The organism is Wenyingzhuangia sp. IMCC45533, from assembly GCF_054111225.1.
On record NZ_CM134197.1, the window covers coordinates 2,496,332 to 2,520,713 of the forward strand.

At 32.3% G+C, this 24,382-nt stretch carries 27 protein-coding genes; 15 read left to right on the forward strand and 12 right to left on the reverse strand.

The features are described from left to right. Positions 1-3 precede the first annotated feature (3 nt). Positions 4-1,398 (forward strand): phosphoglucosamine mutase, encoded by a 1,395-nt coding sequence (gene glmM, locus ACXGQW_RS11100; protein ID WP_457822880.1) that lies wholly within the window; start codon positions 4-6, stop codon positions 1,396-1,398. A 112-nt stretch (positions 1,399-1,510) separates the two neighbouring features. Next, positions 1,511-2,629: a DEAD/DEAH box helicase gene (locus ACXGQW_RS11105; RefSeq protein ID WP_457824199.1), complete on the forward strand. Its 1,119-nt coding sequence runs from the start codon at positions 1,511-1,513 to the stop codon at positions 2,627-2,629. 516 nt (positions 2,630-3,145) lie between these two features. On the opposite strand, the gene ACXGQW_RS11110 is transcribed toward ACXGQW_RS11105, so the two are convergent. From ACXGQW_RS11110 to ACXGQW_RS11135, 6 genes are all read right to left on the reverse strand, one after another. Then, entirely contained in the window at positions 3,146-4,348 is a 1,203-nt protein-coding gene (locus ACXGQW_RS11110) for an IS256 family transposase (protein ID WP_457821478.1), read from the reverse strand. A 666-nt stretch (positions 4,349-5,014) separates the two neighbouring features. Next, positions 5,015-6,787 (reverse strand): arginine--tRNA ligase, encoded by a 1,773-nt coding sequence (argS, locus tag ACXGQW_RS11115; protein WP_457822882.1) that lies wholly within the window; start codon positions 6,785-6,787, stop codon positions 5,015-5,017. 339 nt (positions 6,788-7,126) lie between these two features. Further along, complete coding sequence (locus tag ACXGQW_RS11120; protein WP_457822884.1) at positions 7,127-7,402, reverse strand: hypothetical protein; 276 nt, start codon at positions 7,400-7,402, stop codon at positions 7,127-7,129. Continuing rightward, positions 7,362-7,565 (reverse strand): hypothetical protein, encoded by a 204-nt coding sequence (locus tag ACXGQW_RS11125; protein ID WP_457822886.1) that lies wholly within the window; start codon positions 7,563-7,565, stop codon positions 7,362-7,364. Before ACXGQW_RS11125 ends, ACXGQW_RS11120 begins: the two co-directional genes overlap by 41 nt. 42 nt (positions 7,566-7,607) lie before the next feature. Further along, positions 7,608-8,195: a porin family protein gene (locus tag ACXGQW_RS11130; RefSeq protein WP_457822888.1), complete on the reverse strand. Its 588-nt coding sequence runs from the start codon at positions 8,193-8,195 to the stop codon at positions 7,608-7,610. A 26-nt stretch (positions 8,196-8,221) separates the two neighbouring features. Beyond that, a complete protein-coding gene (locus tag ACXGQW_RS11135; protein WP_457822890.1) occupies positions 8,222-8,707 on the reverse strand; it encodes a hypothetical protein in 486 nt (161 codons plus the stop codon). A 164-nt stretch (positions 8,708-8,871) separates the two neighbouring features. Here ACXGQW_RS11135 and ACXGQW_RS11140 point away from each other — a divergent pair, with 164 nt between their 5' ends. The 9 genes from ACXGQW_RS11140 to ACXGQW_RS11180 all read left to right on the forward strand — a co-directional run bounded on the left by ACXGQW_RS11140 (position 8,872) and on the right by ACXGQW_RS11180 (position 15,546). Continuing rightward, positions 8,872-10,071 carry an ATP-binding protein gene (locus tag ACXGQW_RS11140; protein WP_457822892.1) on the forward strand — a complete coding sequence of 400 codons (1,200 nt, stop codon included), beginning with the start codon at positions 8,872-8,874 and terminating at the stop codon, positions 10,069-10,071. A gap of 17 nt (positions 10,072-10,088) precedes the next feature. Next, positions 10,089-11,132 (forward strand): response regulator, encoded by a 1,044-nt coding sequence (locus ACXGQW_RS11145; RefSeq protein ID WP_457822894.1) that lies wholly within the window; start codon positions 10,089-10,091, stop codon positions 11,130-11,132. Positions 11,133-11,310: 178 nt separating this feature from the next. Then, positions 11,311-12,027, forward strand: a complete 717-nt coding sequence (locus ACXGQW_RS11150; RefSeq protein WP_457822895.1) for a hypothetical protein — start codon at positions 11,311-11,313, stop codon at positions 12,025-12,027. 5 nt (positions 12,028-12,032) lie between these two features. After that, positions 12,033-12,938: a mechanosensitive ion channel family protein gene (locus tag ACXGQW_RS11155; protein WP_457822896.1), complete on the forward strand. Its 906-nt coding sequence runs from the start codon at positions 12,033-12,035 to the stop codon at positions 12,936-12,938. 27 nt (positions 12,939-12,965) lie between these two features. Beyond that, positions 12,966-13,223, forward strand: coding sequence for a YtxH domain-containing protein (locus ACXGQW_RS11160; RefSeq protein WP_457822897.1), 258 nt, complete (start codon positions 12,966-12,968; stop codon positions 13,221-13,223). 12 nt (positions 13,224-13,235) lie between these two features. Further along, on the forward strand, positions 13,236-13,547 hold the full coding sequence (locus ACXGQW_RS11165; RefSeq protein WP_457822898.1) for a hypothetical protein: 312 nt from the start codon (positions 13,236-13,238) through the stop codon (positions 13,545-13,547). A gap of 12 nt (positions 13,548-13,559) precedes the next feature. Further along, complete coding sequence (locus tag ACXGQW_RS11170; protein ID WP_457822899.1) at positions 13,560-13,835, forward strand: hypothetical protein; 276 nt, start codon at positions 13,560-13,562, stop codon at positions 13,833-13,835. Then, a complete protein-coding gene (locus ACXGQW_RS11175) occupies positions 13,835-14,869 on the forward strand; it encodes an AI-2E family transporter (protein ID WP_457822900.1) in 1,035 nt (344 codons plus the stop codon). The genes ACXGQW_RS11170 and ACXGQW_RS11175 overlap by 1 nt, the downstream gene beginning before the upstream one ends. Then, positions 14,866-15,546 (forward strand): hypothetical protein, encoded by a 681-nt coding sequence (locus ACXGQW_RS11180; protein ID WP_457822901.1) that lies wholly within the window; start codon positions 14,866-14,868, stop codon positions 15,544-15,546. The genes ACXGQW_RS11175 and ACXGQW_RS11180 overlap by 4 nt, the downstream gene beginning before the upstream one ends. A 43-nt stretch (positions 15,547-15,589) precedes the next feature. On the opposite strand, the gene ACXGQW_RS11185 is transcribed toward ACXGQW_RS11180, so the two are convergent. The 5 genes from ACXGQW_RS11185 to ACXGQW_RS11205 form a co-directional block, all read right to left on the reverse strand. Beyond that, positions 15,590-17,113 (reverse strand): GH3 family domain-containing protein, encoded by a 1,524-nt coding sequence (locus ACXGQW_RS11185; protein ID WP_457822902.1) that lies wholly within the window; start codon positions 17,111-17,113, stop codon positions 15,590-15,592. 43 nt (positions 17,114-17,156) lie between these two features. After that, the gene (locus tag ACXGQW_RS11190) at positions 17,157-17,669 is read right to left on the reverse strand and encodes a Dps family protein (protein ID WP_457822903.1); all 513 of its coding nucleotides are present in this window, start codon (positions 17,667-17,669) and stop codon (positions 17,157-17,159) included. A 231-nt stretch (positions 17,670-17,900) separates the two neighbouring features. Further along, complete coding sequence (locus ACXGQW_RS11195; protein WP_457822904.1) at positions 17,901-18,494, reverse strand: aspartyl/asparaginyl beta-hydroxylase domain-containing protein; 594 nt, start codon at positions 18,492-18,494, stop codon at positions 17,901-17,903. 5 nt (positions 18,495-18,499) lie between these two features. Continuing rightward, positions 18,500-19,471, reverse strand: a complete 972-nt coding sequence (locus tag ACXGQW_RS11200; RefSeq protein ID WP_457822905.1) for a phytanoyl-CoA dioxygenase — start codon at positions 19,469-19,471, stop codon at positions 18,500-18,502. 59 nt (positions 19,472-19,530) lie between these two features. Beyond that, the gene (locus ACXGQW_RS11205) at positions 19,531-20,217 is read right to left on the reverse strand and encodes a Crp/Fnr family transcriptional regulator (RefSeq protein ID WP_457822906.1); all 687 of its coding nucleotides are present in this window, start codon (positions 20,215-20,217) and stop codon (positions 19,531-19,533) included. 149 nt (positions 20,218-20,366) lie between these two features. On the opposite strand from ACXGQW_RS11205, the gene ACXGQW_RS11210 reads away from it, so the two are divergent. The 4 genes from ACXGQW_RS11210 to ACXGQW_RS11225 all read left to right on the forward strand — a co-directional run bounded on the left by ACXGQW_RS11210 (position 20,367) and on the right by ACXGQW_RS11225 (position 23,962). Next, positions 20,367-21,194, forward strand: coding sequence for a heavy metal translocating P-type ATPase metal-binding domain-containing protein (locus ACXGQW_RS11210; RefSeq protein ID WP_457822907.1), 828 nt, complete (start codon positions 20,367-20,369; stop codon positions 21,192-21,194). A 103-nt stretch (positions 21,195-21,297) separates the two neighbouring features. Continuing rightward, the gene (locus ACXGQW_RS11215) at positions 21,298-22,722 is read left to right on the forward strand and encodes a heavy metal translocating P-type ATPase (protein ID WP_457822908.1); all 1,425 of its coding nucleotides are present in this window, start codon (positions 21,298-21,300) and stop codon (positions 22,720-22,722) included. Between the two features lie 170 nt (positions 22,723-22,892). Further along, on the forward strand, positions 22,893-23,678 hold the full coding sequence (locus ACXGQW_RS11220) for an SHOCT domain-containing protein (RefSeq protein ID WP_457822909.1): 786 nt from the start codon (positions 22,893-22,895) through the stop codon (positions 23,676-23,678). A 62-nt stretch (positions 23,679-23,740) separates the two neighbouring features. Then, the gene (locus ACXGQW_RS11225; protein WP_457822910.1) at positions 23,741-23,962 is read left to right on the forward strand and encodes a hypothetical protein; all 222 of its coding nucleotides are present in this window, start codon (positions 23,741-23,743) and stop codon (positions 23,960-23,962) included. Here ACXGQW_RS11225 and ACXGQW_RS11230 read toward each other — a convergent pair. Then, positions 23,946-24,359 (reverse strand): DUF2452 domain-containing protein, encoded by a 414-nt coding sequence (locus ACXGQW_RS11230; RefSeq protein ID WP_457822911.1) that lies wholly within the window; start codon positions 24,357-24,359, stop codon positions 23,946-23,948. The two genes, ACXGQW_RS11225 and ACXGQW_RS11230, sit on opposite strands and share 17 nt — an antisense overlap. Between the last annotated feature and the right edge of the window lie 23 nt (positions 24,360-24,382).

The following is a 24,382-nucleotide window of genomic DNA, read 5'->3' on the forward strand; positions in this document are numbered from 1 at the left end:
AGAATGTCATTAATAAAATCAATATCAGGAATTAGAGGAACCATCGGCGGACAAGTAGGAGAGAATCTAACTCCTTTAGATGCAGTTAAATTTGCAGCAGCCTACGGAACGTGGTTAAAGCAAAGAAATAAGGATGTTAAAACAATAAATGTAGTAGTAGGTAGAGATGCTCGTATTTCTGGAGCCATGATAAGTAGTTTGGTTACGAATACGCTTATTGGTTTGGGTATTAACGTTATTGACCTAGGATTGTCTACAACCCCTACCGTGGAAGTAGCTGTTCCTTTGGAAAAAGCACATGGAGGAATTATTTTAACAGCATCCCACAATCCTAAACAATGGAATGCCTTAAAGTTGTTAAACGAGAAAGGAGAGTTTTTAAATGGAGCAGATGGTTTAGAAATTTTAGAGTTTGCTGAAAAAGATGCTTTTACTTTTGCTGAGGTTGATGATTTAGGTACGTATACAGAAGATGATTCATACATAGAAAAACATATACAAGAAGTTTTAAATTTAAAATTAGTAGATGTAGCTGCCATCAAAAAAGCTGGATTTAAAGTGGTGCTGGATGCTGTTAACTCTACGGGAGGAATTTTTATTCCTGCTTTGTTGAAAGAATTAGGAGTAGATTGTGTGGAGTTGTATTGTGAACCTAACGGTCAATTTCCTCACAATCCAGAACCTTTAAAGGAGCATTTGGGAGATATCTCTGCTTTGGTAGTTAAAGAAAAAGCCGATTTTGGTATCGTGGTGGACCCTGACGTAGATAGATTGGCTTTAATAAGTGAAGACGGTTCTATGTTTGGAGAAGAATATACCTTGGTAGCTTGTGCAGATTACGTTCTGGGTCAGTTAGGAGGTGGAAACACAGTATCTAATTTGTCATCATCTAGAGCTTTGAGAGATGTCACTGTAAAACACGGTGGAACTTACACAGCAAGTGCTGTTGGAGAGGTAAATGTGGTAACTGCTATGAAAGAAACCAATACTGTAATTGGTGGAGAAGGTAATGGAGGGATTATTTATCCAGAATCTCATTACGGGCGTGACTCTTTAGTTGGGGTAGCTTTGTTTTTATCTCACTTAGCCAAATCAGGTAAATCGTGTAAAGAGCTAAGAGATTCTTATCCTGAATATTATATGAGTAAAAATAAAATTCAATTAACTCCAACTCTAGACGTTGATGCTATTTTAGAACAAATGGCAGAAAAATATAAAGATGAGACTGTAAACACCATTGATGGGGTTAAGGTAGATTTTGCTAAGGAATGGTTGCATTTACGTAAATCTAACACAGAACCTATTATTAGAATATACACAGAAAGTGGAACACAACAATCAGCGGATGCGTTGGCTCAAAGAGCCATTGATGAAATCAAAGAAATTGCTGGTTTGTAAATATTCGTCTAAATCTATTAGGTTGGAACAATGACACGTAAAAGTCCGAGAAAACTCTCGGACTTTTGTGTTTTATAATACTACCTTTGTGAAGAAATTAAAAGATAAAATTTTGAGAAATTTTAAAGACTTAGGAGTAACCTCGGATTTCATCCAGTCGATGAAAGAAATGGGTGTTAAAAATCCTACAGAAATACAAGAAAGATCTATTCCAAAATTGTTGGAGGGACAAATAGACTATATAGGAAAAGCACAAACGGGTACTGGAAAAACAATTGCTTTTGGTGTTCCGTTATTACAGAAAATAAATTCGAAGAAAAACCAAATACAAGCGTTGGTTTTAGCTCCTACAAGAGAGCTGGCACAGCAAATAAAGAAGCAACTATTTAAATTAACTAAATATTCAGAAAACAAAATATTCTGTGAGGCTGTTTATGGGGGTGAAAAAATAGATATACAAATAAAAAATTTAGAAAGGACTACGCATGTAGTGGTCGCTACCCCAGGTAGATTATGTGATTTACTAGACAGATCTGCGATTGATATTAGCAATATTAAAATGTTAGTGCTAGATGAAGCAGACGAAATGTTGAGTATGGGTTTTTTACCAGATTTGAATAGAATTTTAAAATTTTCTACCGCTGCTAAAAACACTTGGTTATTTTCTGCTACTTTCCCAAATGCTCTAAATAGTTTGGTAAAGACTTATATGAATAATCCTGTTCGAGTTGAGGTAGAGGCGAATCAGTTGGTAAACGAAAATATTTCTCATAAGTTTATTACAGCTACTTTGGCTAATAAGTTAGATGCGCTTGTTGGTTTTGTAGAGACCAGAGGAATGGAAAAGGGAATTGTGTTTTGTAAAACTAAACTTGGAGCTCAAAAATTAAAAGAAGAACTATCAGAAGAAGGTTTTTCGGTTGCTGCTTTAGAAGGTGATATGGGACAAAGAGATAGAGAAAAATCTTTGAGATCTTTTAAAAATGGAGCGAGTCAATTATTAATTTGCACGGATGTGGCTGCTAGAGGAATAGATATTTCTAATGTGAATTTTGTAGTCCATTATCAATTACCAGAAAATACGGAGTATTTTGTCCATAGAAGTGGAAGAACAGCAAGAGGAGGAAACAAAGGTTTATCCGTAGCTATTGTGTTATCTAAAGAATTGGAACAATTACAGGCCTTACAGAAAGAGTTTAAAATACACTTTTCAAAGTTTACTTTACAATAATAACCTCAAAGTTAATTAAGCGTTAGTCTGAGCTTGACACGGAATGACAAGCTGCTATCAAATAGTTGTGATGTGATGCTGAATCAAGTTCAGCATGACGAGTGTTATGTGTCTTTAACAGTCTTTTTGGATTTATGTTTTTGTTACAATACCGAAAGGGATTAATTTTCAATAATTGGATAAACGTCATTCCGTGATCGACATGGAATCTCAAGCAGTTGTTAAATAGTTGTAATGTGATGCTGAATCGATTTCAGCATGACGAACGTTATGAGTTTTGAACGGTCTTTTTAGATTTCTATTTTGGCACAATACTAAAAGGGATTAATTTTTAATAATTGGATAAACGTCATTCCGTGCTTGACATGGAATCTCAAACTGATGTTAGATAGTTGCGATGTAATGCTAAATCAAGTTAAGCATGACAGGTACAAAGAGTTTTTTGGGCGTTTTTAGATTCATATTGACAGTATCCAATATTTTGTGTAAACAAAAATTCTACGGGGTTTAACTTTTTTAAAGCTGAACCCTTTTTTCAAATATAGTTAAGAACTGGTTAAGAATTAGTCCCCAATTGTGAATTGGCTGGGTCCATTTCTTAGTAATTTGCATCAAAGATAAATAAACTGATTTTTTCAAGGCATCGTCTGTTGGGAAGCTCATTTTGTTTTTAGTGTATTTTCTAATTTTGCCATTAAGATTTTCAATTAGATTGGTAGTGTAAATTATTTTTCTGATTTCTAAAGGGAAATCAAAGAACACGGTAAGTTCCTCCCAATTGTTACGCCAAGATTGTACTGCATAAGGATATTTATCATTCCATTTTTCAGCAAACTGGTCTAATTCGGCTTTAGCCATTTCTTTATTAGGAGCATTGTAAATATGCTTCATATCTCCTGTAAAAGCTTTTTTGTCTTTCCAAACCACATAACGTGCACTATTACGAATTTGATGAACCACACAGATTTGAGTATCTGCTGTTGGAAACACATTTTTAATGGATTGTGTAAATCCGTTGAGATTATCGGTAACAGTTACCAAAATATCTTCAACCCCTCTAGCCTTTAAATCAGTAAGTACTCCTTGCCAAAAAGCGGCAGATTCATTCATTCCTAACCACATTCCTAAAAGTTCTTTGTGGCCTTCTCTGTTGAGCCCTACGGCTAAGTAAATAGTTTTGTTAACAACCTTTCCTCCTTGACGAACTTTAAATACAATTCCATCCATCCAAACTACGCAATAAACAGACTCTAAAGGCTTGTTTTGCCATTCTAATACTTCTTGATTGATTCTGTCTGTGATGATAGATATAGATGATGTGGAGAGCTTATAGCCATAAATTTGATAAAGTTCATCTTCAATATCAGAAACACTCATACCTTTTGCATAAAGCGAGATTACGATATTTTCTATAGACAGTGAAGTGCTTTTGTGTTTAGGAACCACAACAGGTTCAAAATCACTATTGCGATCACGTGGAACTTTAATCTCGCTTTGACCGAGGCGGTTCTTTACTTTTTTTGTAGTGCTACCATTGCGAGCATTAGTGTTGCTGCGTTTACCATTTTTGGGATAGCCTAAATGAGCATCCATCTCTCCTTGAAGCATAGCTTCTAAAGCGGCACTGTGTAATTCATTCAATAAATTACTTAAATCGTCTTCTGTTTTTAGGCCTTTTAATAGACCACTTTGTAAAAATTGATTTTTTAAATCATCCATAATAAAACTGTGTGTTATAAAATTAATCAAAAAATTAGGCGGGGTTTTAAAACCCCGCCTAATTTCTGTTTACACAGTTTTTTGGATACTACCTTCATATTTTTCACCTATGGTTTTAGCTAGGGCATGTGACTTTTTTTTAGCAATAAAATTCTGCTTTCAAAGATTAATTTTTTAAATGTAATTTCTTTTAGTTAAAGATTTGAACTTCCTTTTACTGCGTTTGGGTTTTAGACCTACAGATCCTCTTTTGATAGGCTTTTAAGATCTTCCGAGTCTATTTTTTTTTTGATAATTAGCAACACTATCACCATTTTTAATATATAATAAAGGCTTAATCTGATTTAAAGATTATCATTTTCGGTCTGTTGTATGACACTAATCATAAATGATACATAATACTATTTGTTCATCTCTAATAATAAATCTTGTGAACCTTTATAATTAAACTGATTATGCCAATAGGAAAGAAGAGATTGGTCAAAAGCTAATTCTTTGTTAAGATTATTGATAAGGTGTTCGCCTTTAAAAAACTAATTTGATACATTTTATTCAAATTAAAGTGTACGTTTTACCTCTTTTATCGTGAAAAACATCCCAAAAATTACGCTAAACTCTTTATAAGGGTAGTCTATAAACACAAAAATATTTCCGTTTTAAGCACGACTACATTCTTTCGGGAACATCAATTCCTAGTAAATTAAATGCTGATTTTATAACAGTACCCACTTTGGCTGATAATTGTGTTCTAAATATCTTTACAGCTTCATCTTCACATCCCAAAATATAGGAACTTTGGTAAAATGAATTGTACTCTTTAACCAAATCATAGGTGTAATTAGCGATCAAAGCAGGACTGTGATTTTTGGATGCCAGTTGTATGGTTTCAGGATACAGTTGTAAGATTTTAATTACAGCTAATTCTTTATCAGAAATTTCGACTGTTTGTTTGCGGGTATAATCAAAATCGGCCTTTCTCAAAATAGATTGAATTCTGGCGTAAGTGTATTGAATAAAAGGCCCAGTATTTCCATTAAAGTCTATAGATTCTTTAGGATCGAATAAGATTCGTTTTTTTGGGTCAACTTTTAAAATGTAATATTTTAAAGCTCCCATTCCTATAATCTTGTAAAGGGCTTCTTTTTGAGTGTCGGAATATCCTTCTAGTTTCCCTAATTCTTGAGAAATTTCACGAGCTGTATTTACCATTTCTAACATTAAATCATCGGCATCAACTACAGTTCCTTCTCTAGATTTCATTTTACCCGTAGGCAAATCAACCATTCCGTAAGATAAATGATACATATTATCTGCCCAAGCATATCCTAATTTTTTAAGGATTAGGAACAGTACTTTAAAGTGATAATCTTGCTCGTTACCTACTGTATAAGTTAAAGCATCAATAGAAAACTCTTTAAAACGTTGGATAGCGGTACCAATGTCTTGAGTAATATACACAGAAGTTCCATCACCTCTTAGCACTAATTTTTCATCTAATCCTTCATCGGTTAAATCTATCCAAACAGAACCATCCTCTTTCTGATAAAAAACACCTTTTTCCAACCCTTCCTGCACACAATCCTTACCTAAGAGATAGGTTTCACTTTCGTAATAATTCTTATCAAAAGCAACTCCTAAATTTTTATAGGATACTGCAAAACCATCATATACCCATTGATTCATTTTTTTCCAAAGGGCTACAACTTCTTTATCTCCAGCTTCCCATTTTCTGAGCATTTCTTGAGCTTCTAACAAGATTGGAGCTTGTCTTTTTGCCACCTCTTCAGTTTTGCCTTCAGCTAGTAAACTGTTAATTTCCTCTTTATATGCCTTATCAAAAGCAACGTAGTAATTTCCTACTAGTTTATCTCCTTTTAAACCAGTAGACTCTGGTGTTTCGCTATTTCCAAACTTTTGCCAAGCCAACATACTTTTGCATATATGTATACCACGGTCGTTGATAATTTGGGTTTTATAAACTTTTTTACCCGCAGCAGCTATAATTTCTGCCACAGAGAATCCCAACAAGTTGTTTCTAACGTGTCCTAAATGTAAAGGCTTATTGGTATTGGGAGAAGAGTACTCTACCATTACAGCCTTTTCGTTATTGTTTGAAGTCTTAATCCCAAAATTTTCAGTTTTATATAAATCGTAAAAACGGTCTAAGAAAAAGCTCGAATCGATTGAAACGTTTAAAAAACCTTTAACCACATTAAAGTTAGTAACTATCTCTACATTGTTTTTTAGGTATTCACCTATTTGAGTTCCAATCTGAACAGGATTTCCTTTTACAAAGCGTAAAAAAGCAAAGACTACAATGGTAATATCTCCCTCAAACTCTTTACGAGTTGCCTGAAATTCTACTGTAGGTATTTCTGTTTTAAAAATTTCTACAAAAGCTTTTTTTACAGCTATTTCTAAATGATTTTGGATACTCATTTTTATCAGTTTCGATTATGCTGCGAAAATACACAAAATAAATGATTAGAAATGTAGAATAGGAAAAGGGATACTCTAGCTCGATAAAAGATATTAAACCTAAGTTATCTCCAAAAAAAACAAGCTATATTGTATAATATTTTAAAGTTGTTTTTTTATAAAAAACCGTATTTATAGTTTTTAGATGAAAACAATTATAATGAGTGTTATAAGACTTTGGTAGTGTAAAAGACAATTTACTTTTATTGAAAAAAATAAAAGAGCTACCCAATTTTATGGGTAGCTCTTTTAATAGATATAAAGCACGTAATTATTTTGTGTATTTGTAGATACAAAAATCTAATCGTGAGTTATTTTTTTAACTTCTTCTTTAGCTTCGTTATAACCTTCCTTAATATCTTGATGTGCTTCGTGAGCCTCATCTTTTAATTTAGTTCCGATATGTTCAGAGTTTTCTTTAATTCCTTCTCCTACTTGTTCAAAACCATTTTTGATTTTCTGTGAAGACGATTCTTTACAACTCGTTAGCAACGGAATTGTTAAAAAAACAGTACAAAGCGCTAAGTAGACGTTTTTAGTGAGTAGCATCGTGTACTTCTTCTTTTGTTTCTTCATAACCATCTTCTACTGCATCTCCTGTTTCTTCTGCTGCATCTTCTATTCCCTCTCCAACTTCTTCAAATCCATCTTTTACTTTGTCTTTTGGAGATTCTTTACAACTTACGGATAACATTGCAATTGATAATGCGATTGTGCTAATAGCGAATAATTTTTTCATAATTTCTGATTTATATAGTTAATAATTTAATTGATTTTATTTTTAAAAGTCGAACCCTACAAAAAAATGTAAAACTCTGTTTTTTTGTTCTTCTTCTCGGTATACTTCACTTAACCCAAAGTAATATCTAGCTCCTAAATTAATACCTGATTTTGTTTTAAATCCAGCTCCAACATTTGCTCCCCAGTCAAAATCCCTAGGTTCTTGTTCTGAATTACCTTCAAAAAGGTTAAAGTTATCACTTACTTTTTCTTCATGATTAATGGCAATTCCTATTTGCGGCCCAACTTCAATGTAGAGAAAGTCTGTTAAGTATCCTTTAAACAATACAGGTAAGTTAATGTAGTCTATTTTTTGCTCAAAGGTTCCACTGTTATTTTTTATCGTGTACCCTTGTTGAGAATACAATAATTCTGTTTGTATAGATGTATTGTGAGACATATAAAGTTCGTTGTAAAAACCAACGCTAAAACCATCTCTATTATCTACGTCGTCGTCACCATCAATCACCGCAGAAGCTAAGTTGTATCCACCTTTAATTCCTACTCCCGATTTTCTGTATAAGTTGCTTGTTTGTGCATGCACCACACCTATAAATAGAACGAATAAGAGGGTTGTAATTTTTTTCATTATTGTGTCGTTTGATTGATAGTTCATTAAAATTGATATCTAATAGCTAAGGCTAAATCTGTATTGATTCCATCAGAATAAGTATCGTTAAAACTAATTTCGGGTCTCATATCTAGAGCTATTTGCAAAGGAACTTTAAAACTGTATTCAATACCAATATCCCCACTTACGGCAACAAATGCTTCGTCATTATTGCTAGCACGATTATCATCAAAATAACCAATACTACCACCTGCACCTACAAACCAGTTCAATCTGTTTTGTATAGGGTATATCCATTGGTAAATACCACTCACTTTTATTGCATCAAAATCGTTATTGTCTCTCCATCCTAAATCTAATTCCAAACGAGTTTTATCAGACAACCTTCTTTGGTAAGATACTTCGGTTCCAAACCCATCACTATCTCCAACTCTAATTCCAATGGCATTTTTAGAAAAATTTTGAGCACTTGTTCTAGCCGAAAAAAGAATCAAGGTTAAAAAAGCTAAATGTTTCAAGTTCTTAATCATCGTTTGTTATAGATTATTTACAGTTCCAAAACTATCTGTATAAAATCGTTTTCAAATTGATTGCTTTAGAATTTAAAATTGATTTTAATCAACGGATGGACATTTTAGTTTTGATAAAAAAAAATATAAACTACCTTTGATTGCGCAATTTATAAGAGCAATACATGGACAACCACCACATTTATAGTGAAAAATTTACATCAATACTTAATAATCTATTTCATGGTGTGTTGTTAATGGAAGAGAATGGAACTATTTTAGAGTTCAATAAAGCAAGTTTAGCCTTACTACAAAAAAATGCAGAATCGGTTGAGGGAGCTTTCTTAGGTGATTTAATACCAGAAAATTACAAGAACAAATTTGAAGCTTATTTTAAAAATTGTTTGAATTTACAAACTAAAAATTATGGGAAGTTTGAGGTGAACTTCTTTTTAGATAACGACGATTTAAGAATTTTAGAAATTGACAGCAATCAGAATTTTCTTTCTGAAGAAGATGATAAAATGTATACAATATGTATTATCAATGACATTACTCAGAGAAAAAAATTGGAAAAGGAACTAGAAATTCAAAAAAAATCTAAAGAAGCCATTCTAGAAAAATTAGAGAGAGAGCAAGAACTTAACGATATGAAATCTAGATTTATATCCATAGCTTCTCACGAATTTAGAACTCCTCTTGCCGGAATTTTATCCTCCGTAGACCTAACTGAAAGGTATTTAAAAATGGATATGGATGTTTGGAAAAAGTTTGCCTATGGAGCTAAGGTAGACTCTCATGTATCTAAGATTAAAGCATCTATCAATACTTTAACAGCTACACTTAATCAGTTTTTATCTCTTGGACAGCTCGAAGAGGGAAAAATAGAATACCATAAACAAAAATTCAACTTAAAACAGGCCTTACAATCTTATATAGACGAATTTAGAGCGCAGTTAAAAGAAGGTCAAAAGATAAATTTCACTTTTAAATCAGAAGAGGAAACAGTTGATTTAGACAAAAATATTTTTAGGCATGTGATGGATAATTTGTTATCTAATGCCGTTAAGTATACTCCGCAGCACAAACAAATTTATGTTGTAGCTTTTGTAGACGAATACCAAATACAAATAACAGTAAGGGACGAAGGAATGGGAATTCCAGATCAAGATCAAAAGAATTTGTTTAGAAGATTTTTTAGAGCCAAAAATGTAACTAATTTGCAGGGAACTGGTTTGGGCCTTAACATTGTTATGAAGTACGTAAAATTGATGAATGGAGAAATTACCTTTGTAAGTAAAGAAAATATCGGTACGGCTTTTAAATTATCTTTCGTTAAAAAAGATAGCGAATCAGAAAATATAGATATTAAAGATTTAGTGTAAACTTAAAATTACTCAAGATGAAAAAAATATTATTGATTGAAGATGATTTAATCATGAGAGAAAATATATCAGAATTGATAGCTTTAACAGGATATGACGTTGAGGTTGCGGAAAATGGTATGGTAGGAGTGCAAAAAGTAAATACTTTTAAACCAGATTTGATTATTTGTGATGTTATGATGCCAGAACTAGACGGTTATGGTGTTTTGTATATTTTGAGTCAAAAACCAGAAACAGCAACAATTCCTTTTATATTCTTAACAGCCAAATCTGAAAAAGAAGATTTACGTAAGGGAATGGAACTAGGGGCGGATGATTACCTTTTCAAGCCTTTTGAAAGCACGGAGCTTATTAGAGCCATAGAAAGTAGACTAAAAAAAAGTGAGTTTTTAAAAAAACAATATGGTTCTAATAGTGACGGTGTTCACGAATTTTTGGAAGATGCCAAAACGGTGGTAAGTCTGGAAGACACTAAGGATAAATCTTATGTTTTTAATTATGCGGCTAAAGAGAATATTTATAAAGAAGGGGAGCATGTACATTTTGTATACTTTATAGAAAAAGGGAGTGTAAAAACTTATAAGTATAACGACGACGGAAAAGAATATATAACGGCAGTATATAAAGAAGGGCAATTTTTTGGATTTCAACCGGTTTTCGAAGAAAGAACCTACGACGAGGTTTCGGAAACCTTGGAAAATACGGTGTTAACCAAAATATCTAAAAGCGATTTTTTAACGTTGATATATGAAAATAGAGAAGTTGCTCAGCAGTTTATGAGTATGATTTCTAAAACATTAAGTGCTAAAGAAGAAGATTTAATGTTGATGGCTTATAGTTCTGTAAGAAAAAGAGTGTCTAAAAAATTGCAAGAATTATTAGCTGGAACTGATGAAATTACGCTGCTGCGAACTGATTTGGCAAAACTCACAGGTACTACTAAAGAGAGTTTGACCAGAACGTTAACAGAATTTAAAAACAGCAATATTATTAAAACTGAGGGAAAAAAAATTATACTTGTAGACAGGAGTAAGCTTCAGAAAATGGATTTAATTTGGTAGTTTCCTTACTATTTTTAAACATGTTAAATAACAAAAAAAAAGCTCTGCAAATGCAGAGCTTTTTTTTGAACTACTTAATTTGTTGATTAAAGTCAACAAATTCTTGCGTTGATATCAATAAGAACAAAGAGTTATATGATTAGTTTTGGAACATAGAAACGAATTAAAATTATTCAGGATGTTCAAAATCAAAACAAATATTCCTCAGCAGGATTTTAAAAGTCTAGCTAACATCACGGATTTTAATTGTGTGTCAATTTATTGTCCGGTAGATACTGATAGCGATGCTTTGAAATTGAAGTTTAAAGACCAAATAAAAAATATAGAGCAAAGATTAATAGCCAAGGGTTTAGATTTTAAAAGAGCTCAAGATATTTTAAATCCGTTGGATCAAATGTTAAACGATTCTAGCATTTGGGAAAAAATAGATTTAGAAGAAAACAAAACATTGGTCGTTTTCCTAAACCAAGGAAACGTTAATATATATTACTTACCAAACCAAGTGGACGATTGCGTATTTATTACTAGCAACTTTTACTTATTACCACTGTTTGAAAAAGCTACGAGTAGTCAACTAACAGAAGATTCCTTAAAAATTAAACAAGTAGTGTTGGATGAAGAGTTAACCACCAACAGACTCGAAAAAGTTATTCCTTTGGCATTTGAAGGTAAAATAGCAACGCTGTACGTATCATCCAAAAATGGTGTTTATGGAGTATACGACGATGTTAACAAAACGACAATGATTGATAGCAAGAAAAGCAATAACAATATGTCTCTCATCAACTTAGCAGCCATTACTACTTATCAGTATGGGGGGCAAGTTTGTTTGGTAGACCCGTTATCAATGCCAACAAAAGGAGTATCTATTCAAGCAATCTTAAAACATAAATAAACAACATGGAAAACTTTGACATTACAGAACCTTATAAATTGATAAAGGGCAAAATAGTTACTTGGGCAGAGTCTTTCATAGAAATGTTGCCCAATTTAGCTTTGTGTATTTTGCTTTTAGTTCTATTTTACTTTGTAGCCAGACTAATAAGAATGCTTGTTATTAGAGGTAGTAGAAAAATTACAGACAACAGAGCCTTAACAAAATTAATGGGAACTATAGCTTTCTTCATTATATATGCTATAGGACTTTTTGTTGCCTTGAGTGTGTTAAAATTGGATAAAGCAGTTACGTCATTATTAGCAGGTGCAGGGGTAATAGGATTGGCTTTAGGTTTTGCTTTTCAGGATACGGCCACCAACTTTATTTCTGGAGTTTTTATGGCAGTAAAAAAACCCTTTAGAATTGATGACGTTGTGGAAACTTCCGATCAAATGGGAATCATCAAGCAAATCAGTTTACGTAGTATTGTTATGCACTCCTTTAATGGACAAGAAATTATCATACCCAACAAGGATGTCTTTCAAAACAAAATCATTAATTATACTTCATTACCTGACAGAAGGGTAGAAATTAATTGTGGAGTTGCTTATGATTCTGATCTATCTTTTGTAAAAGAAACAGGTGAGGCAGCAATAAAAGAACTGGACTTTGTGAATACAGACAAAGACGTAAACATATTTTTTAATGAATATGGTGGCAGCTCAATTAATTTCACGCTGTACTTCTGGATAAAAGTAAACGATCAGCCGGGATTTTTAAAGGCTCGAAATGATGCTATTATCTCATTGAAGAAAGCTTTTGATAAAAATGATATTGGAATTCCATTCCCTATCAGAACATTGGATTTTAATCCAAATCAAGTTTCTGAGATGATTAAAAATACAATGGACTATAAAAAAGAAGATTAGTAAATTATTAACCCAAAAAATTAAACCATGAGTTCTACAACAGGAAAAATTATCACATCTTTATTAGCAGGATTAGCTATTGGAGCAACAGCAGGAATTTTATTTGCACCTCAAAAAGGTGTTGAAACTCAAAAAAGTATTTTGAATAAAATAACCGAATTGAAAAACGAAATTTTGAGTTTGGTAGCCAAAGGAGAAGATTATGCTTCTGAGAAAATAACTGTATTAAGAGACAAAATAGCCTCTTTGGAAAAACAACTAAAAGAGATTAACATCTCTAGCTAAACTAAAAGTACTATGAAAGACGATATTTTAAAATATTTTGAATTACAAAAAAAACTTTTACACTTTGAAATTGTAGAGAAAGTAGGAGAGGTAAGAACTAAAATAGCTTATAAATTATTTGTAGCATTTTTATTTTTTATTTTTTTCATATTCACAGGTTTAGGGGTTTCAATGTATTTAAATGAGTTATTTCAGAGTACTTATATAGGGTTTTTAATAATTGCGCTATTTCTCTTGATTGTTATGTTAACAACGTTATTGTATAAAAGCAAAGTTATTGCACTGATGTTAAGAAAATTTTTAGATAAAAATATTCCTCAATAAAAATTAGACAGCATGAAAGAAGCAAAATTTTATATACATAAACAAATACTAATTAAAGAGATAGAACTACAAGAAAAAATCCTTAAAGTTCAGCTTCAAAAACCTGCTAGTATACTAGAAATAGTTATGGCATCTGGGTTATTGAGTAAAATCGGATTATCCAAAAGAAGTATTCTTAAGTTCAGTACAGGCTTTAGCAGATTGAGTATTTATTTAGATAGATTAAAGTCAGTTAGTTCTATATTTAGACATTTACAGGCTTTTGCTATCAACCTTAAAAAACGTTAATGAAGTTCATAAGATTAAATTACGTTCAATATGCTGCAAGTGCACTAATAAGTTTAATAGCGGCAGTGTATATTTTAATAAAGTGTAAGTTTATATTAGCTCCGCTAGTGATAGCCTTACTCGTTAGTTCAGCTTTAAGTTCTTTACTAGCCAAGGTCAAAAAAATAGTAAAGTCTAATATACTAGCAGTTACGTTGGTTAACGTAATTTTTTTTTCACTAGTGTTTGGTGTTTTTTACGTAATCGGTTATCAGTTAATTGATTTTTGTGATACGCATCCTGATATAGGCAATAAAATGTCAGTATTATTACGACAATTCGAAAACTCTCTAGAAAGCGCTTTAGGTATCAGAAACATAGATTTTGTGGAAACTACAGAAGAGAATTCTGAAGAAATTATAAAATCTGGATCAAGTATTTTACTATCGTTCATAGGGGACTTGGGTGTTTTTATCACCTATGTTACCTTAATTCCACTTTATATATTTTTAATCATGTTATACAAAGACAAGATTAAATTATTTATAAAAAAGATTTTGTTGCCGTTGCAAATCAATCCAAACCCAGTTTTTGCAAAAACGTCAACTTTAGTTGAAGATTACTTAAAAGGTATGCTCATTATTTTCTTACTATTAGGATTGGCCAATGGAATAGGACTACTTATTATAGATGTCCCTTATGCTTTTGCGTTAGGGTTTATCGCATCTTTATTGGCAATTATTCCTTATATAGGAGTGGTTATAGGGAGTTTAATGGTACTTTTTGTTTCTTTTGTAACACAGCAATCGATATCACAATTGATTTCAATTTCAATTTTGTTTGGTGTGATTCAGTTTATAGAAGGAAACTTTTTGACACCTAAAATCATAGGAGATAAAATAAATTTAAATCCACTTTTTGCATTAATAATGCTGATTGTTGGAGAACAATTGTGGGGAGTAATTGGAATGATTGTGGTATTACCCATCACAGCCATAGCAATGATTATGGTTCACAATCTTAAAGATAAATTGTTCTTGGAAAATAAAATATGATTCGCAGAAAAAAACATCGTTACGTAGCGCTTCTAATCATAATAACACTATTTGTTGTGGCCATGAATGGAGGTGGAAAAACAAACCCTAACGATAGCATTAAAATGATGAAAATACAATTTACCAACATACAAGATTCTGTGATAAAAAACAGCTTTCATAAAGTCTTTTCTAAATATAAAAATTTACATCAATACCACATTGAGCTTGTCCAAAAGAATATGGGGAGTACTACTATGCAAGCACAACCTAAAATTAGTTTTTCGTCATTATTTAATGGAGTTAAATCCTACAAAATAGAAATGGGTATTTATTTGAAAGACACTGATATTAAATTGTCAGAAGTACCTTCAGAAGTATTACAAGGGTGGTTTGCACATGAATTAGGGCATGTAGAAGACTACGAGCAACATTCCAACTCTGGCATGTTATGGTATGGAATTAGATATTTCAGCAGCAAAAAATTCAAGAAAAAAGTAGAGCACAATGCCGATTATATTGCTTTTAAAAGAGGATTTAGAAAAGAGTTAATAGCCACAAAAAAGTATATTCTGTACAGCGAATTGTTTACAGAAAAGTATTTAAAAAATATCAATACATATTACCTGCCACTTGAAACTTTAGAAAAAATGGCGGAGAATGATGATGACATAGATTCAACAGAACTCTTACACTAAAAGAAAAGCTAGAATGAAATTTACATTCTAGCTTTTTTTATTTTTATCCTTTTAAGTATTCCAGGTATTTCTTTAGTTTTTCTTCTTTCATCACTTTAGGTGTCTTAATTTGCCCACCATTTTTTTTCATTGCTTTTAAATATCCGTGATACTGTTCTTTACTAATTACTGTTACCTCAATACCCTTTAAAGTTTTATTTCTTGCAACTTTGTAGTTTTTATTAACTTCTTGCAGCTTTTTATCTAAAAACGATTCGCATAGTTTGCTGTCTAACTGATCATCAGTAACTAATACCCATTGGTGGAAGTATTCATCTTTCTCATTTTTAACCGCTCCAACGGTATATTCATTAATATCTACATTATATTTGCTCGCTAATTTTAAAATAGCCGCATCCAATTTTTCTTCTGATAACTGAGAACCTACCACATTTAAAAAGAACTTGGTTCTCCCAGTAATTTTAATCTCGTAGTTTTCTACGCTAGTAAATGTAACAGTATCTCCAATCATATATCTCCATGCTCCGGATGGTGTAGAAACTAACAAAGCATAATCCACATTCTCTTCAACTTGATCAATAGCGATGACTTTAGGGTTTTCAAGTAAATTACCCGATTCGTCAAATCCTGAACTATTAAAAGGAATGAATTCGAAAAATAAATCGTGTTCTATGGCAAGTTTCATACTCATTGTATTTGGCCTTGCGGTGTAAGCTATAAACCCTTCAGATGCTAGGTAAGTATCTAAGACTGTAATATTTTTTCCACACAGTTTATCAAAAGAATTTCTATAAGTTTCAAATGCAACTCCACCACTGGCATAAACTTTAAAGTCGGGCCAAATTTGGTGTATATTGTCTAAATCATTCACTTTTATAATCTCCTTTAAAACTTCTAACACCCAAGATGGAATCCCGGCAATAGCACCAATATCCCAATTTGGAGCTTCTTTAGCAATAGCAGCTTTTCTTGTGTCCCAGTCATCAATGGTAGCAATTTCTTTTCCAGGCCTGTAAAAAGTATCATACCAATCTGGAAAGTTACTCACGTTAATCCCACTGATTTCCCCTTCCAAAAATCCATTTTCGTTTTCGTCTAGGTCTGCAGAACTACTTAACATGAATATTTCTTTTTCAAATAACTCAGTAGGAAAATCAAAGTTAGACAAGTCTTTAATCATAGAAGTTCCTACACTTCTTACTGCGGAAATATAGTCGTTAGTTACAGGAATTCTCTTGCTTTTTTTACCCGTAGTACCACTACTTTTGGCAAAGAAATTGGGTTTGCCAGGCCAAGTAATGTCAGGGTTTACTTGCTGATTCAACCACCATCTTTCGTTGATGTTCTCGTAGGTGTAAATAGGAACACTATTTTGATATTCTTTGACCATGTCATCACTATCTAAAATATGCAAAAAGTTATAATATTTACCAAAAGAAGTGTCTTTAGCAGAGGTTAGTAATTTTCTCAACTGTTCTTCTTGTGCTTTAAAAACATTTTCAGGAGACGAGGTAAAAGTGTCTAATGTGTTGATAGCTGTTTTTATGACAGATCCAATAATGCTCATTTTCTTGAAATTTGGGTTTATAATTTATTCAAAAAAAAAGTGTTTATTTTAAAACACTTTTTTCTTCTCTACTAAATGAGGTTAACATCCAGTGCATTTTTTCCATTTGTACAATAAATCCTTTGATCATGTCGTCTGTTCCTCGGTCGTTAATATTATGTGCGCAATCAATGACTTCGTTCATTAAATTCAGTAGAATTTCAAAATCACTTAAAATTTCACGTACCATTTCTGTGGCTGTTAGCGGAGCTAAAATCTCGTGTATTTCAGATTCTTCTAAATATTCTTTAAGTGTACCTGTAGGTTTTTTTCCAAAAACTCTTATTCGTTCTGCTACGTCATCAATATTAACTTTAACAACATCATATTGTTCTTCAAATTTTTCATGGATATCAAAAAAATCTGGTCCCACCACACTCCAGTGGTAATTTCTTAATTTTTGATAATGTACGTGGTAGGAAGCTAATAGTTTATTTAATGATGAAACTATTTCTGCCGTTTCTAAATGTGTATATCCTAGTTTTGCAAAAGGTTTTGTTTTCTCTAGTGTATTCATTTTATTCTTTATTTTAAGTGATTACTACCTCAAAATTAACATCAAAAAGGCTTTTATTTTATGAGCCAGTTAGTGGTTAAGATTGATACTCGTCAATAATTGAAATTTAATTGAGTACACTTAGTGGTATTTAGAGTTAAATATGGATAATTCAACTTACAAATGATAGCTGTCATCTATTTTATAGGATATTAATAATGATGAGTAGTTAGCTAAATTTAGTCCACGTTCCTACTTGTTTTGTGCGCTTTTTTCTATGATTGATTTTAACCACTGGTTAGGAATCATATCTATCGTTAAATTCACCCTCTCGTCATTTCCATTATTAATTACTCTGTGTGGATTTGTTAAACGTAAATACCAACATTCTCCAGGTTTCATTTTTACGGGTGTGTTATTCAATAAAAATTGAACATCATCACTATTAATCATGGGAATGGTAAGTCTAATTACCGATTTTTCTATTTCTAAACCCAAGGTAGGGTCCGTATGTTCTTGTACCACAGACTTTGGAGCCAAACGCAGTAGTCTGACTAAAGTAACCGTGGTGTGTTGCTTAAAAAAATCTATAATTTCATTTAGATAAGGAGCGTTTTTCAAAGCTTTAGTGTCTAACCATTCCGTCCAAGATCCATCGGCATAATCATCCGCAGGAGGGGGAAAAGGAACTGAAGAGTCTACCATATGTGCAGGAGCTCTCAATTGTACTACATTGTAATATTCAAAACCTGCAAGTTTCAGCTCGTGATATTCATAAACCAATTTGTCTATATCAAAATTAAAAGGGAGCTTTATTCTATCGGTACTAATAGTTGTTGTATTCATGGCGATTATTGGTACTTTAGTTTTAATTCTACAGAAGGTGCTATTTGATAATTAAAAATTATTTTTTTGAATGATATTGGCTGTTCTACAATCATTTCGTAAGGTAATGTAAGGGAGGATTCTCCTCTTTTAATCCAAATATCATCATATACATTTACCAATGTATCAATAATTACACTTTTGTAATTTTTCTTAGTATCAAACTCAATTTCTTTTGCGGGAAATACAGGGGGGAGTATGTTTGAGAATTGCTCAATACTGTCTCTAGTATAAAAAATAGTATCAATGAGTTCTTCTCCCTTGGATACTTCGTGATATGTACCCTTAAAGTTTACGATCACGTTGTGCGGAATTATTTTCACATCCTTATTTAGCTGAGATAACAAATTTCCCAATATAGGTACATACGATTCTCTGTAAAGTAGCGCATCTAAAGTTTCGCTAAAAACAATATCGTAATGAGCATTATTAGGAATTTTAAAGGTAATAGCATCTGCAACAAAGTAGTTATTTATATAGTTTTCGAGACTTAAGTCAGCAATAATTTGTTTGGCAAAATTAATAGCATTTTGATTAATATCTAGTAAAGAGAACTGCACTTCGTCAGCAGAAAATAATGGTGCTACCATATTCACAAAAGGAGCATATGGGCCACAACCTGCATATAAAAACTGTATGATTTTGGTAGGATGTTCTTTTCGTTTGTCCTCAATGGCTTTCATAACTCCTTTAAAAAATAAATAAGTTCTGTGGTAATCTAACAAACACAACGCAGCATGATTTAAGCCCAAAGCCATTCCAGATGCAGTAGGAATGGCAGCTAAGTGTTTTAATTCTTTATCGTACCCAGAAATAGCGGTAACAGATTTAAAATAATCGTAAATACGATGGATGGTGTTTTGTATTTCTTCTTTAGAAATATCCTCTTTTAAAAGCTTTTTAGATAGCTCTTTTATAGAGAGAAGGGTATCTTTCATTTTCTAGTAATTTTTGAAAATAAAAGATATAAAAAAAAGGGAATGTTTGCTGGTTTAGTTTAGATACCGTCTGCCATGTGTTTTAACTCAGCTTCGTTTAAAATAGTGATAGATTTACCGTTTAAACCTATCAAATTTTGCTTTTTTAAAGTAGAGAGAGTTCTAATGGCAGATTCTGTTGCAGTACCCACGGCACTAGCAATTTCTTTTCTGCTTAACTGAACTTTTATGGTACCGTCTGCTGTCATTCCATACGTTTCTTTTAAAAACAGAATTATATCGGCCATACGCTGATGAACTGTGTTGGTAGAAATATTGGTAATAGCATTATTAGCCTCCTTTAAATCGCTGCAAACAGTTTTAAACATTGCCGATGAAAACTTAGGATTTTCATCTAAGGGCTTTTTTATCAATTCTTGAGGAATATAGCAAGTAGAAACGTCGCTTAGTGCGGTAACCGTTATCGTAGTAGGTTCGTTGGTAATAGCAGATTGATAACCAATTAAATCTCCTTTTTTAGTGAATTTTACAATTTGTTCTTTTCCGTTGGCATTTAGTTGGGAAGATTTGCAAACTCCATCTTTAATACAGTAAACACCAGAGGCAAACTTACCTTCGTTAAAAATAACCTCTCCTTTTTTGAATAGATGAACATCTTTAGAGTCAGAAATTTTGGTTAACTCCTCTTTACTTAAAGCATTTAAGTTATTAAATTGTTTAATTAAACAATGTTCACATCTACTCACAACAAAAAAAATTAAAGTTTAGTCTATACAAATGTACTAAACATCACCTAAAATTGTAGTCAGTTTTGTTTAAAAGGACAGAGGTGACATATATTATTTTTACAATGCTCAACGCATTATAATTTTAATCTCCCCTTTAAGAGATAAATATGAACAATGCAACTTGTTACCATTGTGGTGACGAAGCTACAGATAGTTTGGTTTTGTATGATGAAAAAAAGTTTTGTTGTAACGGATGTAAAACGGTATATCAAATTTTTAGTAATCATCAACTTTCGGAATATTACCATTTAGACACCACACCAGGTTCTAATCCTGAACTTTTTGCTGGAAAATATAATTTTTTGGAAAACCCAACTGTTGTAGGAAAACTGTTGGATTTTAAAGAAGATGGTATTGAGGTCGTTACTTTGTACATTCCAAAAATTCATTGTAGTTCTTGTGTTTGGGTATTGGAAAATTTACAAAAATTAAATGAAGATGTGATGAACTCTAGGGTTCATTTTTCTAAAAAAACGGTTCAAATCACTTATGGTGTCAATACCAATTTAAAAGCCTTAGTAACTTTGTTAGCTTCTATTGGTTACGAACCTTATATAAGCTTGGAGGACGGAGAAAAGAAACAACAAACGAATAGAACGAGTACCTATAAATTAGCTGTAGCTGGTTTTGCCTTTGGAAACACCATGTTTTTGTCTTTTTCAGATTATTTTGGTAAGCTAGATATTTGGCTTACAAAATACCAGCCTTTTTTCGCTTTTTTGATGTTTATGTTTTCTTTACCCGTCGTTTTTTTTGCTGGGAACGAATATTTAATTTCTGCTTATAAGGGGTTAAAAAAAAGGATTCTGAATATTGATGTTCCTATTAGCATGGGTATTGCGGTTTTGTTTGTAAGAAGCGCTTACGAATATTTTACACAAACAGGTCAAGGTTATTTTGATAGTTTAGCAGGTTTGATTTTTTTTTGTTGTTAGGTCGTTTTTTTCAGAAAAAAACGTATGATTTTTTGTCTTTTGAAAGAGATTTCAAATCTTATTTCCCCATTGCTGTTACTACTCTAAAAATGGAGAAGAAAGAGTGGTACCTGTAAACGAAGTTCAAGAAAATGATATTCTATTGATTAGAAACGAAGAAATTATTCCAACAGATGGCATTGTATTAAAAGGAAAACCTTTATTAGATTATAGTTTTGTAACAGGAGAAGCCCATTTAGTAAGTAAACAATCTGGAGACAAGGTTTTTGCTGGAGGAAAACAACAGGGGACTACCATTACCCTACAGGTAACAAAAACTGTAGACCAGAGTTATTTAACAAAACTGTGGAGTCAAAACTCTTATCCATCTACATCGATGTTAACCCATATAATAGATAACGTGAGTAGATATTTTACGTGGGGATTGTTATTGGTTACATTTATTTCTTCCTTGTATTGGTTTTTTGTAGACCGCTCCCAAATAGTTAATGTAGTTTCGTCTATACTTATTGTAGCATGCCCATGTGCTTTGGCCTTATCTGCTCCATTTGCTTTGGGGAATGTTTTGAGAATTTTAGGAAAAAAAGGTTTTTATTTAAAAAATACTTCTGTTATAGAAAATTTGGCAGCTATCAAAATTATGTTTTTTGATAAAACAGGAACATTAACAAGTAGAAACAATCAAGATTATAGTTACTGTGGAGAAGAAATGAGTAGCACAGATTTGTCGGTCATTAAGTCGTTGGTAAGAAATTCAAATCATCCGTTGAGTAGGACACTGTTTAAAAAACTGAAAGCCAATGTAGTTAGCTTATCTAATTTTAAGGAGCTAGAAGGAAAAGGTTTACAAGCGGTTTATAATCAACAAAATTATAAAATAGGATCTGCCCTATTTGTTGATAAGCAACTAATTGGTACAGAAACAGAGAGCAGGGTATATGTTTCCATAAACAATAGGGTAAAGGGGTATTTTAAATTTGGAAATCAGTACAGAACGAATATTTTAGAGATGTTAAATAATCTGTCTAGGGAGTATCAGGTTCATATTTTATCAGGAGATAACGATGCGGCTTTTTCTTTTTTAAAAAATAAATTAACTCCCAAAACAAATTTCTATTTTAATCAATCACCTCACGATAAGTTAAACCGTATTAAAGCAAGTCAGAAAAACGGACAAAGTGTGTTAGTGGTAGGAGATGGTTTAAATGATGCAGGAGCATTATTACAAGCACAAGTGGGAATAGCAGTCGCGGAAGATGTAAATGTTTTTTCTCCAGCGAGCGATGCTATTATTGATGCTACGCAATTAGTTGATTTACCAAAATTTATTAATCTATGTGGTAAAAGTTTACTCGTGGTCAAACTTAGTTTTGTTTTATCAATACTTTATAACATTGTGGGGCTGTATTTTGCAATTCTAGGAAAGTTAACGCCATTAATAGCAGCTGTTTTAATGCCTTTAAGTTCAATCACTATTGTTGCATTTGTAACCCTTGCAACCAATATTTTAGGAAAAAGAATCAAATAATTAACTGAATGCTCTTATTTTGATATTGACTAATCAAAAAAAGGTTAACGTGTTAAGATTTAAAAGCTTGGAATACAGCTTTTTTAATTGTAAAACAGATGAGATAAATGAGGAGTGAGCATTAACTAATGACTATCTTTGCCATCAACCTAATTAACAAGGAACAAAATATGAATGCAATATTCACAGATGCTAGTTTTCAAAATATGGACAACATAGCAAACCGTTATGGTATTAGCGTAAATGCTGTTACAGATTTAACACATGCTTTGATGCTAAGTAATGGTACTATGGCACAGTTTTATGTTCCAGAACTAGGTGGAGGTGGTCAATGGATGCAGGGAGGTATGACTATGGTTGGAGATATGTTTAATTACCAACTTAAGAATACGGTAGATTCATTGTGTAACGAGTTATCTAATATGATGAGTCAAGGGTTGATAGAGTATAAGCCTATACCTCAAAGTAGTAATAATAATCAAGGAGCCAATGTTGGTAATTGGTGGGGAGACTTAGGGTTTCCTAATTCTACAGGGAGCCAAAATAATACTAGCTATGCTATTTTTTCTAATATTGCACGTTTGGCAATTCAAGAAAACGGAAAAGTAACCGTATTCAACACTTTAGATCATCAAATTGGAGGTACAGGTCAGCAGCAAGGAGGTAATTATTCCGTTACATTTACCAGTCAATATGGTACAGTAGATTTAGGCACTTTACCAATTGTGTCTGGCGAGGAAAAAGCAACACCGGTAGTTCCTCATTCTATACAACATACAAATGAAATCAATCATCAGTTTACAGAAGTAGCTCAAGAATTAACCACGGGAGCTGATGAAATAGTAGAAAGAGATATATTTTTAAAATTAGAAAAAATTGCTGATTTAAAAAATAAAGGAATTATTACTGTAGAGGAGTTCGAAACTACAAAATCTACTCTATTGAGTAGATTATAGTTTGATTCAACGTAAAATCCATCGTATAAGAGATTTTATATGTAGTTAAGTTTTTACATATATTGTTTTTTGGTTTAGGAACCATCCCATTAATGATGGTTTTGATGGGAGCTAGAATTTTATGTACTCCAAAATTCAGAACTTTTTTTAAAATAGCAATTCCTTTTGTATTGATAATTGTTGGGGGTTTATTTATACTAAGAGGTTTGGGTTTAGGAGTTGCTTTTGTATCGCCTTCCAACTTAAGTTTAAGAGTGCATTTGATTCCTATGGGGTGTCATTAATTTTTTCCCAAATCTGATCTGCGTTCAAGTAAAAACTACCTAGATGGTTAAACTTGCATTGGTTGGGAGCTATCATGGACAGAAAAGTTTCATCATTTTCTCTTTTGTATAGATGATAAACTTCTCCAACTACAGGTTCAAAGCTAAATTTAGCATTAAATATTTGTTGATTGTATTCAAATTCACGCATCATTTTTTCATACTCAGCCTTGAGTTCTAAAAATTTAGCTTCTACCTTATGATTCACTTTGCTGATGCTTCTATTTTTCCATGCAACAGTGTCTGTAGACTTAATTGCAGGAGCACCCACGTTGGTTCCGTAAGCTTTTAATGAAGCATCATATTTTCCAGAAGTCTCATCATAAACTATATGGTCAGGTCTTTTTTTTTGAGACATATCTATTCAGTTTTTGTACGAAT

Bases quoted from the DNA above. Each gene is read 5' to 3' on its own strand.
- glmM (WP_457822880.1), top strand. From the start codon at position 4: ATGTCATTAATAAAATCAATATCAGGAATTAGAGGAACCATCGGCGGA.
- ACXGQW_RS11110 (WP_457821478.1), bottom strand. From the start codon at position 4,348: ATGGATGATTTAAAAAATCAATTTTTACAAAGTGGTCTATTAAAAGGC.
- argS (WP_457822882.1), bottom strand. From the start codon at position 6,787: ATGAGTATCCAAAATCATTTAGAAATAGCTGTAAAAAAAGCTTTTGTA.
- ACXGQW_RS11120 (WP_457822884.1), bottom strand. From the start codon at position 7,402: ATGAAGAAACAAAAGAAGAAGTACACGATGCTACTCACTAAAAACGTC.
- ACXGQW_RS11125 (WP_457822886.1), bottom strand. From the start codon at position 7,565: ATGAAAAAATTATTCGCTATTAGCACAATCGCATTATCAATTGCAATG.
- ACXGQW_RS11130 (WP_457822888.1), bottom strand. From the start codon at position 8,195: ATGAAAAAAATTACAACCCTCTTATTCGTTCTATTTATAGGTGTGGTG.
- ACXGQW_RS11135 (WP_457822890.1), bottom strand. From the start codon at position 8,707: ATGATTAAGAACTTGAAACATTTAGCTTTTTTAACCTTGATTCTTTTT.
- ACXGQW_RS11140 (WP_457822892.1), top strand. From the start codon at position 8,872: ATGGACAACCACCACATTTATAGTGAAAAATTTACATCAATACTTAAT.
- ACXGQW_RS11145 (WP_457822894.1), top strand. From the start codon at position 10,089: ATGAAAAAAATATTATTGATTGAAGATGATTTAATCATGAGAGAAAAT.
- ACXGQW_RS11150 (WP_457822895.1), top strand. From the start codon at position 11,311: ATGTTCAAAATCAAAACAAATATTCCTCAGCAGGATTTTAAAAGTCTA.
- ACXGQW_RS11155 (WP_457822896.1), top strand. From the start codon at position 12,033: ATGGAAAACTTTGACATTACAGAACCTTATAAATTGATAAAGGGCAAA.
- ACXGQW_RS11160 (WP_457822897.1), top strand. From the start codon at position 12,966: ATGAGTTCTACAACAGGAAAAATTATCACATCTTTATTAGCAGGATTA.
- ACXGQW_RS11165 (WP_457822898.1), top strand. From the start codon at position 13,236: ATGAAAGACGATATTTTAAAATATTTTGAATTACAAAAAAAACTTTTA.
- ACXGQW_RS11170 (WP_457822899.1), top strand. From the start codon at position 13,560: ATGAAAGAAGCAAAATTTTATATACATAAACAAATACTAATTAAAGAG.
- ACXGQW_RS11175 (WP_457822900.1), top strand. From the start codon at position 13,835: ATGAAGTTCATAAGATTAAATTACGTTCAATATGCTGCAAGTGCACTA.
- ACXGQW_RS11180 (WP_457822901.1), top strand. From the start codon at position 14,866: ATGATTCGCAGAAAAAAACATCGTTACGTAGCGCTTCTAATCATAATA.
- ACXGQW_RS11185 (WP_457822902.1), bottom strand. From the start codon at position 17,113: ATGAGCATTATTGGATCTGTCATAAAAACAGCTATCAACACATTAGAC.
- ACXGQW_RS11190 (WP_457822903.1), bottom strand. From the start codon at position 17,669: ATGAATACACTAGAGAAAACAAAACCTTTTGCAAAACTAGGATATACA.
- ACXGQW_RS11195 (WP_457822904.1), bottom strand. From the start codon at position 18,494: ATGAATACAACAACTATTAGTACCGATAGAATAAAGCTCCCTTTTAAT.
- ACXGQW_RS11200 (WP_457822905.1), bottom strand. From the start codon at position 19,471: ATGAAAGATACCCTTCTCTCTATAAAAGAGCTATCTAAAAAGCTTTTA.
- ACXGQW_RS11210 (WP_457822907.1), top strand. From the start codon at position 20,367: ATGAACAATGCAACTTGTTACCATTGTGGTGACGAAGCTACAGATAGT.
- ACXGQW_RS11220 (WP_457822909.1), top strand. From the start codon at position 22,893: ATGAATGCAATATTCACAGATGCTAGTTTTCAAAATATGGACAACATA.
- ACXGQW_RS11230 (WP_457822911.1), bottom strand. From the start codon at position 24,359: ATGTCTCAAAAAAAAAGACCTGACCATATAGTTTATGATGAGACTTCT.